Here is an 11,597-nt window from a genome sequence, read left to right as displayed (position 1 = left end):
AGGAACAGGACGGGACGGGTAAGGGCGGCGGGGGCGAGAAAACCAAACCCCACGTCAGCTACTCACCCGCGCCCCCGCCATATACGTCCGCCTCAAAAACCTCATCAACGTCTTCGTCTCGAACTGCACCACCGACACACTCCCCGCCGAGTGGAACTCGACAACCGCCTGCACCCGCCCGCACGGCCACACCCGCACCTCCCCCGACCCCACCGGCGCCCGCAGCCCCTCCTCCAGCAGCGACCGGGAGAACGTCCACTCGTGCGGACCATGTGGATCGCGCGGATCATGCAGACCGGGCGAACCGGGCAGCCGGATGCGCACCACGCGCGGATCCGCGTCCGGGTCGTAGCGCAGAACAACGGGCACCGGACCCCGGTCGTCGTCCTCGGTGTCCGTGACGATATGGGCTCGCGCGTACTGCTCGACTACGGACATCGGGTGGCCCCTAACGCTGCGTAACCTGTGCGGAAGCTGTGGACCCGCTCCCACTTCCTCTCCAATGTCGCATATCTTCCCAAATACGCACCAAATTGCTTTCAGATCGCTCTTGCAAGACGTTCGCAACAAGCCACTATCATCGAACGGTGCATGTGCCTGATGGATTCATCAACGCCCCCGTCTCCGTAGCGGCCGGCGTCGTCGCCGCCGGTGCCGTCGCCGTCAGCCTGCGCGGTGCCCGGCGCGAGCTGGACGAACGGATCGCGCCACTCGCCGGCCTCGTCGCCGCGTTCATCTTCGCCGTGCAGATGCTGAACTTCCCGGTCGCCGCCGGAACCAGCGGACACCTGCTCGGCGGCGCGCTCGCCGCGATTCTCGTGGGCCCCTACACAGGGGTCCTGTGCGTGTCCGTCGTCCTGCTCATGCAGGGCATCCTCTTCGCGGACGGCGGGCTGACCGCGCTCGGCGTGAACATCTCGGTCATGGCCGTCACGACGACCGTCGTCGGCTACGCCGTCTTCCGCGGACTGGTGAAGGCGCTGCCCAAGAAGCGCCGTTCGGTCACCGTGTCCGCCTTCGTCGCCGCCGCGCTCTCCGTGCCGGGTGCCGCCCTCGTCTTCACCCTCGTCTACGCCATCGGCGGCACGACGGACGTACCGCTCGGCAGGGTCCTCACCGCCATGGTGGGCGTGCACGTCCTGATCGGGCTCGGCGAAGCGGCGATCACCGCGTTCACGGTCGGCGCGGTCATCGCCGTACGGCCGGACCTCGTGCACGGCGCCCGGGGCCTGCGCCAGAAGCTCCAACTGCGGGTGGGCGGCGAGCTGGTGGACGCGACACCCGCGCCCGAGCCGCAGCTCGCCCCGGCCCTCAGCCCCTCCCACCGCACCCGGAACGTCTGGCTGACCGGCCTCGCCGCCTCCCTCGTCCTCGCGGGCGTCGTCAGCTTCTACGCCTCCGCCAGCCCGGACGGCCTGGAGAAGGTCGCCGCCGACAAGGGCATCGACGCCAAGGTCGAGGAACACGCCGCCGCCGGCTCCCCGCTCGCCGACTACGGCGTCGAGGGCATCACCGACGGCCGCCTCTCCGGTGGCCTCGCCGGTGTGATCGGCGTCGGCGCCACGGTCGTCGCCGGGACGGGCGTCTTCTGGGCGGTACGCAAGCGGCGTACCGACGGGACCGAGGACACCCCGGCCGCCGTCACCTCACCGGGCGCGAGCGCCTGACATGGGCGCCGGGCACGCCCACCGGCTCTACCGGCACGCGCACTCCCCCGTGCACGCGCTGCCGCCGCACACCAAGCTGGCCGCCGCGTTCGCCTTCGTGATCGTGGTCGTGTCCACGCCCCGGGAGGCGGTGTGGGCCTTCGCGGTGTACGCCGTACTACTGGCGGCCGTGGCCCGCACCGCCCACGTCCCCCTCACCTTCCTCCTCAAGCGCCTGCTGATCGAGATCCCGTTCGTCGCCTTCGCCGTGCTCATGCCCTTCGTGGCACAGGGCGAGCGGGTGGAGGTGCTGGGGATGTCGCTCAGCGTCAGCGGACTCTGGGGCGCCTGGAACGTCCTCGCCAAGGGCACCCTCGGCGTCGCCACCTCCGTACTCCTCGCCTCCACCACCGAACTGCGCGCACTGCTCCTCGGGCTGCAACGCCTCAAGCTCCCGCCGCTGCTCGTACAGATCGCCTCCTTCATGATCCGGTACGGCGATGTCATCACCGACGAGATGCGCCGCATGCGGATCGCCCGGGAGTCCCGGGGATTCGAGGCGAGCGGAGTCCGGCACTGGGGCGTACTGGCGAAGTCCGCCGGGGCGCTGTTCATCCGGTCGTACGAGCGGGGCGAGCGCGTGCATCTGGCCATGGTGAGCCGGGGGTACGCCGGTTCCATGCCCGTCATCGACGAGGTGACCGCGTCCCGGGCGCAGTGGTCGTACGCCTTCGCCCTGCCCGTCGCCGCGCTCGCCGTCTGTCTGCTGGGATGGTCCTTGTGACAACCGTGACAACCTCACCCTCACTCACCCCCTCACTCACGCCCTCCCTCGAAGTGGCCGGGCTCGCCTACGCCTACCCCGACGGCCATCAGGCCCTCTTCGGCGTCGACTTCACGGTCGGGCGCGGTGAGCGGGTGGCACTGCTCGGGCCCAACGGCGCCGGCAAGACGACGCTCGTGCTGCACCTCAACGGCATCCTCACCGGCGGCGCCGGGACGGTCACGGTGGCCGGGCTGCCGGTGGGCAAGCGGCACATGGCCGAGATCCGCCGCAAGGTCGGGATCGTCTTCCAGGACCCCGACGACCAGCTCTTCATGCCGACGGTCCGCGAGGATGTCGCCTTCGGCCCCGCAGCGGCCGGTATGAAGGGCGAGGAGCTGGAGAAGCGCGTACGCACGGCCCTCGACCTGGTCGGCATGGCGGACTTCGCCGACCGGCCGCCGCACCATCTCTCCTTCGGCCAGCGGCGCCGGGTGGCGGTGGCGACCGTGCTCGCGATGGAGCCCGAGATCCTCGTCCTCGACGAGCCGTCCTCCAACCTCGACCCCGCCTCGCGCCGCGAACTGGCCGACATCCTGCGGTCGTTGGACGTCACGGTCCTCATGGTCACGCACGACCTGCCGTACGCCCTGGAGCTGTGCCCGCGCGCGCTCATCCTCAGCGAGGGTGTCATCGCCGCCGACGGACGCACCGGCGAACTCCTGGCCGACGACGACCTGATGAGCGCCCACCGGCTGGAACTGCCCTACGGCTTCGACCCGCGATCCGTACCCTCCGCGTCCCGCACCGCATAACCAGGGGCGCGTGGACAATGGGCGCGTGATCGAACAAGCGGACGCGCACAACGACGCACGCTCTCCCGGCTCGCCGCGCCTCGACGACCAGTTGTGCTTCGCGCTGTACGCAGCCCAGCGCGCGATGACCGCCGCCTACCGTCCGCTCCTGGACGAGCTGGGCCTCACCTACCCCCAGTACCTGGTGCTGCTGGTCCTGTGGGAGCGCGGCGAGGTGACCGTGAAGGAGCTGGGCTCGGCCCTGTGCCTCGACTACGGCACGGTCTCACCGCTGCTCAAGCGGCTGGAGACGGCGGGACTGGTCCGCCGGGAGCGGTCGGCGCTGGACGAGCGGTCGGTGTCCGTGGGGGTCACCGGGCAGGGAGCGGAGCTGCGGAAGCGCGCGGCGCCCGTACCGGCCGCGCTGCTCGCGGCGACGGAGCTGAGCGGGGGCCAGGTGGCCCGGCTGCGGGGCGAGCTGTGGGAGCTGGCGGAGCGGGCACAGGGGGCGGCGGACCGGGCTCGCCACTGAGCCGAGGCTGCCACTGAACTTGGGTTACCGGCGGTTACTACCCCTGAGTAACGGGCACATCCCTACCGGCCGGTACCTTGTGCACGATGTAGTTGCGGTAAAGGTTGCGGCAGCGATTTTCGCAGTATCTACACGCATATACATCCGAATTATTCGCTTTGTTGCCTGTTTGCCGCCCGCTTTATTGCCCGCTTTGTTGCCCGCTTTGTTGCCCGCTTTGGGGGAGGTTTCGCCGTGACCGACGAAGGTGCCGCTGTCGACATCGACACCCGTCCGACGAAGATCATGTACGTCGCCGAGGCCACCGCCCATGGCGGCCGGGACGGCTATATCACCAGCCAGGACGGCCAGATCGCGCTGCGGGTGGCGATGCCGCCGCAGTTGGGCGGCGACGGCAACGGCACCAACCCGGAGCAGTTGTTCGCGGCCGGTTACAGCTCCTGCTTCCACAACGCCCTGGTCCTGGTCGGCCGCCGCGAGGGCTACGACCTGACCGGCTCCACGGTCGCCGCGAAGGTCGGCATCGGCCCCAACAAGCAGCGCGGCTACGGCCTCGCGGTCGCCCTGAGCGTCTCGCTGCCGATCCTGGACCAGGACATCGCGGCCAAGCTGGTGGACGCGGCGCACGTGGTCTGCCCGTACTCCAACGCCACCCGCGACAACATCGATGTGACGATCATCCTGGGCTGAGGAATCGAGGAATCGCGGGCGGGGAGCACGCGTTACCCCCGCGTGGACTTGGTGAACGCAGACGTGAACGTGACCGTGAACGGTGTGGTGGCGGCGGGCTTCGAGCCGGTCAGGGACGCGTTCGCGGCGAACTTCGCGACCGGCGGCGAACGCGGCGCCGCCGTCACCGTGTACCGGGACGGGCACCGGGTCGTCGACCTGTGGGCCGGGGTACGGGACGTCGACGGGGACGCCGGGTCCGGTTCGGCGCCCTGGGAACGCGGCACCGCGCAGATCGTGCGTTCGGCGACGAAGGGGGTCGCCGCCGCCGTACTCCTGATGCTGGCCGAGCGCGGCGAACTGGACCTGGACGCTCCGGTGGGCGCGTACTGGCCCGAGTTCAAGGCGGCGGGCAAGGAGCGGACCCTCGTACGGCATCTGCTCTCGCACCGCGCGGGCGTCCCCGTGCTCGACCGGTCGCTCACTCCGGCGCAGGCCGCCGACCCCGCCCTCGGCGCGGCGGCGGTCGCGGACCAGGCACCGGCGTGGGAGCCGGGGACGGACCACGGCTACCACGCCCAGACGTACAGCTGGCTGACGGGCGAACTCGTACGCCGGGTCAGCGGGCGCCCGATCGGCGACTGGGTCGCCACCGAGGTCGCCGGACCGGCCGGCCTCGACCTGTGGATCGGGCTGCCGGACGCGGAGGCGGGGCGCGTGGGCCGGGTGGGCCCGGTCCGGACGCCCGAGACGGCGGGCCCCGGCCTGCGGACGCGACCCAAACGATCGGTCGCCGACGCCTACGCCGACCCGGACTCCCTCACCAGCCGCGCCTTCGCCGCGATCTCCCCGCTGCCGGACGAGAACGACCCCGCGTACCGCGCCGCCGCCCTCCCCGCCTCCAACGGCATCGCCACCGCCGACGGACTCGCCCGCTTCTACGCCTCCCTCATCGGCCGGGTCGACGGCGGGACCCGCCTGTTCACCCCGGCGACGGTCGAGCTGGCCCGGGGCGAGCAGTCGGCGGGCCCGGACCGCGTCCTGGTCATCGGCACCCGCTTCGGCCTCGGCTACATGCTGCACGGCGCCGCCTCACCGCTCCTGACCCCGGGCTCCTTCGGCCACCCGGGACGCGGCGGTGCCCTGGGCTTCGCCGACCCCGACTCGGGCATCGCGTTCGGCTACGTCACGAACGGCTTCCGCAAGAGCGTGACGGCGGACGCGCGGGCCCAGGCGCTGGTACGGGCGGTACGGGTGGCGGCGGGGCTGTAGCGCTGTAGGCCACCAGCTACCCGTAGACCACCCGTACCGCAGGCCTGGGGATCGCCCGAATACCCGGCTTAGCCGACTACCCGTCTACCCGATCACCTGAAGCCCAGTGAATGCGATGTGCGCCCCGACGCCTGGTCGATCTCGTCGTGGGCCTTCGTGAGCAGCCTCATCGCCAGTTCGTTGAGAGCGCGCGCCCCGGCGATCTCCTCGCCGACGCGCGGCTGATTCTCGTCGGACCGGTGCCGACTTGCGTAGCCGTTGGCCCGTACCTCGCTCCCGTCGGAGAGCCGTACGAGGGCCGCGGCCCGTGTGCGCTGCTCATCCTCCTCGAACTCCAGCTCGACATGCCATCCCACTGCGGTGTGCGCCATGACGATCACCTCCGGTACCGCTTCCGCTGCCGCTACCGCTGCTTCCAGAGTGCGCCCGTGACCCCCGGCCCGCATGTGTGCCGCACGTATGCCGCACGTGTGCCGCATGCGCGTACTGATTACGGCGTATGCGGCGCGTTTGCACATGACGTCCGTTGTGTGACGTTCGTCGCGATCGCCCGTGCGGAGGACGAGGAGTCCAGCCCCAGCCGTACGCTGCTGAGAGCCCCCGCACCGACCGCACCGACGCGAGGGAAAGGAGTTGTCGTGCCCCATACCTCCGACCGCCCCCGTCCCCACGGCGGCCGTTAACGGGCGAAGGGCACGTTCCGATCATGCGCTGCTGTCTTTCCGCTCCCCTCGCCGCCCTGGCGGCGTTCCCCGCGCCCGGCGACCTCGTCCGGTCCGGCGCGCTGCTCACGCCCGCCGTTCTGCGGTCCGCGCTCGCCGCGCGCCGGGAACGGATCACCCGCTCCGACGTCGTGACGGCCCTCCACCTGGAACTGGTCACGCTCACCGAGAACAGCGCCGTCATCACCTGGTACACGGCGGTGCCCGGCACGGACGACGGTTTCGGCCATCTGATCCCCGCGGTGACCGAGGGCGAGGTCGTGTACGGCACCCACCCCGCCCACCTGAACCGCACGGCGTCCGAGGGCCACCCGACGGCCCACCACCACATCGAGCTGACGGACCTGGAACCGGGCCAGACGTACTACTACCAGGCCCGTTCCCGGGGCCGGGCGGCCACACCGACGCCCCTGCACCTGGTGCGCGGCAACGCGGTCGGCACCTCGCTGCACGGCCTGGGCTCGCACGGCGGCCCGTACTCCTTCACCACACCCCAGCCGCCCCCCGGCCGCCACCTCCTCTCCATCGCGCTCTGCAACGACCTGCACCTCGGCGAGACCACGGCGGGCCGGGTGGCGGGCGTGCCGATGCTGCGCGGGGTCTCGCAGCAGCCGGGCCTGGACCCGTACCCGGAGATCATGAGCCGGGCCATGGTCGAGGAGGCCCACCGGCGCGGCGCGGACGTCCTGCTGGCGGCCGGCGACATCTCGGCGGCCGGCGCACCGCAGGACCTGGCCGAGGCCCGCCGCATCCTGGACGGTTTCGGCACCCACGGACGGGACTACTTCGTCGTACGGGGCAACCACGACCGCCCCAGGCACCCCGACGACTCCTTCCGCGACGGATTCCTGGGCGGCGCCGACGGCCCCGGATACTTCGCGCGCGACCTGGGCGGCCTGCGCCTGATCGGCCTGGACACCTACGAGAAGAGCGGCAACGGCGGCGACGCGGGCGGCCTGAGCGCGGCGCAACTGGCCTGGCTCCAGGCTGACTTGAGGAGCGACCCGGATCAGCCGACCGTCGTCTTCGGCCACCACCCGCTCACCACGCGGGACTCGGTCTTCCCCATGGGCCGGGGCCAGCGCCTGGACCGCGGCCAGGCCCGAGAGATCGTCGAGGCCTACTCGGCCTCCCCCGGCGTCTTCCTCCACCACGCGGGCCACACCCACCGCAACAAGCGCACGGTCCTGACCAGCGCCCCGCACGTCACCCAGCAGGAGGTCAGCGCGGTCAAGGACTACCCGGGCGGCTTCTGTCTCCTGCGCGTCCACACCGGCGGCTACGCCCTCAACTACTACAAGAACAGCAGCGTCCCGGCCCGCGCCTGGGTCGAACGCAGCCGCCTCACAGCGGGCGGCCTCTGGCCCCACCACGCCCTGGGCCGCTCGGTGACCGACCGCAACAGCATGCGGCCCCACGACCTGTCGGGCGTGCGTGCTTACATGCACGGATGAGCGCCAACCACACAGACAGCACAGCCCAGTTCACCATCCGCCCCCGCACGGAGGCCGACCTCGACGCGTGCGTACGCGTACTGGCGACGATCCACGAGCAGAACGCGTACCCGCTCAACTGGCCCAGCGACCCGGCCGGTTGGCTGACTCCCGGATCGCTCCTCGCGGTGTGGGTGGCAGAAGAGGAGGGCGATGAGTCGGGCAATGAGGATGGCCGTGAGGACGGCAGTGAGGACGGCGGTGAGGGGATCATCGGCCATGTCGTCCTGTCCGGCAGCGACGCGGGCAACGCGGCGGCGGCCCTCTGGAGCGACGGCCCCACCGCCGTGATCAACCGGCTGTACGTCGATCCGGCGGCCCGGGGCCGGGGTGTGGGCGCGGCGCTGATGGAACGGGCGGTGGCGGAGGCGAGGTCCCGCGCCCTGCACCCCGTCCTGGACGTGGCGTCGACGGCCACGGCAGCGGCGACCCTGTACGAGCGCCTGGGCTGGACGCTGCTGGGGCCGGAGGTGGAGCAGGAGTGGCTGCCGGGCCAGTGGGTGAAACTCCGCTGCTACGCGGCACCGAAGCCCTGAGCGGACGCCCACCCGGAATGGCCGGCGCCCACCAGGCGTTGCCCTCCCCATGACTTCGGACCTCCCCATGACAGGGGACCGGCGCACGATCACCAACCCGCCCGCCCTGCACGACCCGACGCCCTTCGGCTACAGCCACGCGGTGTCGGCGCCGGGCGAAACGGTGTACGTCGGCGGGCAGTACGCCTCCGACCTCACCGGCGCTCCCGTCCCCGGCGACTTCGCCGCCCAGGTGGACCTGGCCTTCGACCGGCTGCGCTCGGCACTCGAAGGGGTCGGCCTCGGCTACGAACACGTGGTGCGGCTGGGCACGTTCATCGTCGACCACGACCTGGCCAAGCTGGAGCCCCTGGGCAAGGCGCTGCACGCCCGCTTCGGCGACCGGCTCCCGGCGCAGACCCTCAGCGGTGTCGCCGCGCTGGCCCTGCCGGGAATGCTGTTCGAGGTGGACGCGGTGGCGGTACGCCCGTAGGCCCCGCAAACCCCGGACTCATGGATCAACCCGCCCAGGACACCGGGTTTTTAGCCTACCCGGCGGTGTGCAGCATCAGCCCGATCCCGACGACGAGCAGCCCGGCCGCGGCGACCCTGGGCGCACCGAACCGCTCCTTGAAGAACACGGCCCCGATGGCAGCCCCGACGATGATCGACGACTCCCGCAGCGCCGCGACCGGCGCGAGTTCGGCCCGGGTCTGCGCCCACAGCACCAGCCCGTACGCCAGCACGGACAGCGCGGCGCCGAGGAGCCCGACGGCTGCGAACGGCCGTACCCTCGCGAGGAATTGGCCCCGCCACCGGTACAGGGCGTAGGCGGGGACGGCGAGGCCCTCCAGGACCATCAGCCAGGCGATGTAGGCGAGGGCCGACCCCGAGGCCCGTACGCCCAGGCCGTCGACGACGGTGTACGAGGCGATGGTCAGCCCGGTCGCCAACGCGGCCCCGATCGCCGCCCAGTTGGGCCGCCGCCCGCGTAGTCCCCACAGCGCCACGCCGGTAAGTCCCGCACAGGACAGGGTGATTCCGGCCGCCGCCCATCCGTCGGGCACCTCGTGCGCGAACACGGCGGCGAGGACGGTGACGACGAGGGGCGCGGTTCCGCGCGCGATCGGATAGGCCTGCCCGAAGTCGCCGAGCCGGAACGACCGCATGAGCAGCGCGTAGTACGCGACATGGATGAGCGCCGACGCGACGAGATACGGCCACGCCCCGGCGGCGGGCACGGGAAGGAACGGCACGGCGACCAGCCCAATGGCCGTCCCGCCACCCGCGATGAGCGTGAACCCGACCAGTTTGTCGGTGACGCGGTGCGCGAGCGCGTTCCAGCAGGCGTGGGTGACGGCGGCGAGCAGGACGGCGGCGGTGACGACCGGGGTCACGAGGCCGCCGACTCGCGCACGTCCACGAGAGTCGCGCCGGCGTGGGCGATCAGGGCCTTCGGTTCCATGGGGAACACGGCGTACGGGGTGCCCGCGGCGGCCCAGACGATGTCGTGCGCCAGCAGCGAACGGTCCGCGAGCACCCGCGTCCTGGTCCTGTGCCCGAAGGGCGGCACGCCCCCGATGGCGTACCCGGTGGTCTGCCGTACGACGTCCACCTTGGCGCGGGTGACCTTCGCGGCGCAGAGCTCGCGCCGGACGAGGTCGACATCGACGCGGGAGGCGCCGTCCATGAGGACGAGGACCGGGACCCCGTCGGCGGAGAAGATCAGCGACTTGCAGATCTGGCTCAGCTCGCACCCGATCGCGGCGGCGGCCTCGGCGGCGGTACGGGTCTCGTCCGGGAACCGGCGGATACGGGCGTGGAGTTCACCGAGGCCCAGCTCATCGAGGGCCTCGGCGAAACGGGAGGAGGTCGTCATGCCTGGCACGCTAGCTGGCGGACAGACGCGTCACGAAACGAATTCCGGGCGGCGGGTGGATCGAGGGATCACGAGAGACCGCGATTGATCACGAAGGATGACGAGGGATGGCGAGGGATGGCGAGGGATGGCGAGGGATGGCGAGGCATCACGATTGATCACGAAGGATCGGGTGATTCAGACGACGTCGATGTTGGCCATCATGCCCATGTCCTCGTGCTCCGCGTTGTGGCAGTGGAAGAGGTAACGGCCCTTGTAGCCGGTGAACCGGGTGATGATCTCCGCTGATTCGCCGGGGCGCAGCGAGACCGTGTCCTTGAGGCCGGCGTCCTGGGGGCGCGGTGCCTTTCCGCCGCGCGAGAGCACGCGGAAGCCGACCAGGTGGAGGTGGACGGGGTGGTGCACATCGGCGGTGAGACGCCAGACCTCGGTGTCGCCGAGGTGGGTCGTGACGTCGGTGCGGGCCGGGTCGAACGGGCGTCCGCCGATCAGCCAGCCGTTGACTCCTTGCGTGCGTCCGGCGCGGAAGGAGAAGTCACGTACTCGGGCCGCGTCCGCCCTGCGCCAGGTCGGCAGGTCCCGGGAGAGGACGGCGGGGACCCGGCTGGGGTCGGCGGCCTTGCGGGCGACGCGGAAGGCCATCACGTCACGCGTGCGTCCCGAACCCAGCCGGTTGAGAAGCCTGACCCGGCCGCCGACAGGGACGCCGGAGAAGTCGACGACCATGTCGTAGCGCTCCGCCGGGGCGATCGGCAGGTACGAGTGGGTGACCGGCGCGGCCAGCAGCCCCTGGTCGGCGCCGACCTGGACGAGGTCGAGCCGCCGCCCGTCGTCGGTGACTGCCTCCAGCTCGTAGTGCCGGGCGTTGGAGGCGTTCAGGACGCGCAGCCGGTGGCGGACCGCGTCGACCTCGTGGACGGGCCAGGGGGCGCCGTTGACGAGGATCACGTCGCCGAGGACCCCGGCGAGGTAGGGACCGGAGACACCCGGTCGCGTGCGCAGGGTGGGGTCGAGGGACGGGTAGACGAGGCGGCCGTCGCCGTCGAACGCGCGGTCCGTGATCACCAGTGGCAGCTCATGGCGTCCGGCGGGCAGCCCGAGCGCGTCCTCCGCGTCGTCGCGGACGATGTGCGGTCCGAAGAGGCCCCGCCAGATCGCGGGGGCGGTGAAGGACATCCGGTGGTCGTGGTACCAGAGCAGCGCCGGACGCTGGTCCATCGGGAAGGTGTAGTCCCGAGTCACGCTCGTGACCACGGCCCGGGGATCGCCCATCGAACCCATCGAACCCACAGCACCCATGGCACCCATGGCA

Annotated in this window: 14 protein-coding genes; 9 read left to right on the top strand and 5 right to left on the bottom strand. The window is 71.4% G+C overall.

The features are described 5' to 3' along the window. Positions 1-54 precede the first annotated feature (54 nt). Entirely contained in the window at positions 55-438 is a 384-nt protein-coding gene (locus AOK08_RS33055) for an SsgA family sporulation/cell division regulator (RefSeq protein WP_055532891.1), read from the bottom strand. Positions 439-587: 149 nt separating this feature from the next. Between AOK08_RS33055 and AOK08_RS33050 the strand changes: the two genes are divergently transcribed. The 6 genes from AOK08_RS33050 to AOK08_RS33025 all read left to right on the top strand — a co-directional run bounded on the left by AOK08_RS33050 (position 588) and on the right by AOK08_RS33025 (position 5,676). After that, the gene (locus AOK08_RS33050) at positions 588-1,667 is read left to right on the top strand and encodes an energy-coupling factor ABC transporter permease (protein ID WP_079054416.1); all 1,080 of its coding nucleotides are present in this window, start codon (positions 588-590) and stop codon (positions 1,665-1,667) included. 1 nt (position 1,668) lies between these two features. Further along, positions 1,669-2,430 carry a cobalt ECF transporter T component CbiQ gene (gene cbiQ / locus AOK08_RS33045; RefSeq protein ID WP_055532888.1) on the top strand — a complete coding sequence of 254 codons (762 nt, stop codon included), beginning with the start codon at positions 1,669-1,671 and terminating at the stop codon, positions 2,428-2,430. Then, positions 2,418-3,224 (top strand): energy-coupling factor ABC transporter ATP-binding protein, encoded by an 807-nt coding sequence (locus AOK08_RS33040; RefSeq protein ID WP_055532887.1) that lies wholly within the window; start codon positions 2,418-2,420, stop codon positions 3,222-3,224. The genes cbiQ and AOK08_RS33040 overlap by 13 nt, the downstream gene beginning before the upstream one ends. 25 nt (positions 3,225-3,249) lie before the next feature. Continuing rightward, the gene (locus tag AOK08_RS33035) at positions 3,250-3,735 is read left to right on the top strand and encodes a MarR family winged helix-turn-helix transcriptional regulator (protein ID WP_198539467.1); all 486 of its coding nucleotides are present in this window, start codon (positions 3,250-3,252) and stop codon (positions 3,733-3,735) included. 285 nt (positions 3,736-4,020) lie between these two features. Next, on the top strand, positions 4,021-4,425 hold the full coding sequence (locus AOK08_RS33030) for an organic hydroperoxide resistance protein (RefSeq protein ID WP_198539468.1): 405 nt from the start codon (positions 4,021-4,023) through the stop codon (positions 4,423-4,425). Between the two features lie 69 nt (positions 4,426-4,494). After that, positions 4,495-5,676: a serine hydrolase domain-containing protein gene (locus AOK08_RS33025; protein ID WP_055532894.1), complete on the top strand. Its 1,182-nt coding sequence runs from the start codon at positions 4,495-4,497 to the stop codon at positions 5,674-5,676. A gap of 92 nt (positions 5,677-5,768) precedes the next feature. On the opposite strand, the gene AOK08_RS33020 is transcribed toward AOK08_RS33025, so the two are convergent. Next, on the bottom strand, positions 5,769-6,047 hold the full coding sequence (locus tag AOK08_RS33020) for a DUF1876 domain-containing protein (RefSeq protein WP_055532893.1): 279 nt from the start codon (positions 6,045-6,047) through the stop codon (positions 5,769-5,771). A gap of 335 nt (positions 6,048-6,382) precedes the next feature. Here AOK08_RS33020 and AOK08_RS33015 point away from each other — a divergent pair, with 335 nt between their 5' ends. The 3 genes from AOK08_RS33015 to AOK08_RS33005 all read left to right on the top strand — a co-directional run bounded on the left by AOK08_RS33015 (position 6,383) and on the right by AOK08_RS33005 (position 8,899). After that, positions 6,383-7,852, top strand: coding sequence for a purple acid phosphatase family protein (locus AOK08_RS33015; protein WP_055532884.1), 1,470 nt, complete (start codon positions 6,383-6,385; stop codon positions 7,850-7,852). Continuing rightward, positions 7,849-8,427: a GNAT family N-acetyltransferase gene (locus tag AOK08_RS33010; protein WP_055532882.1), complete on the top strand. Its 579-nt coding sequence runs from the start codon at positions 7,849-7,851 to the stop codon at positions 8,425-8,427. Before AOK08_RS33015 ends, AOK08_RS33010 begins: the two co-directional genes overlap by 4 nt. A gap of 67 nt (positions 8,428-8,494) precedes the next feature. After that, on the top strand, positions 8,495-8,899 hold the full coding sequence (locus tag AOK08_RS33005) for a RidA family protein (RefSeq protein ID WP_055532892.1): 405 nt from the start codon (positions 8,495-8,497) through the stop codon (positions 8,897-8,899). A gap of 55 nt (positions 8,900-8,954) precedes the next feature. On the opposite strand, the gene AOK08_RS33000 is transcribed toward AOK08_RS33005, so the two are convergent. From AOK08_RS33000 to AOK08_RS32990, 3 genes are all read right to left on the bottom strand, one after another. Then, positions 8,955-9,803: a DMT family transporter gene (locus AOK08_RS33000; RefSeq protein WP_055532881.1), complete on the bottom strand. Its 849-nt coding sequence runs from the start codon at positions 9,801-9,803 to the stop codon at positions 8,955-8,957. Continuing rightward, entirely contained in the window at positions 9,800-10,285 is a 486-nt protein-coding gene (locus AOK08_RS32995) for a YbaK/EbsC family protein (protein WP_055532879.1), read from the bottom strand. Before AOK08_RS32995 ends, AOK08_RS33000 begins: the two co-directional genes overlap by 4 nt. A gap of 177 nt (positions 10,286-10,462) precedes the next feature. Continuing rightward, the coding region (locus tag AOK08_RS32990; RefSeq protein WP_055532877.1) for a multicopper oxidase family protein at positions 10,463-11,597 on the bottom strand (1,135 nt) is incomplete at its 5' end.

The sequence above is a fragment of the Streptomyces graminilatus genome (assembly GCF_001418565.1).
Classification (GTDB): Bacteria; Actinomycetota; Actinomycetes; order Streptomycetales; family Streptomycetaceae; genus Streptomyces; species Streptomyces graminilatus.
The sequence above is the reverse complement of the archived record's forward strand: the minus strand, read 5'-3'. Positions and strand labels throughout refer to the sequence as shown.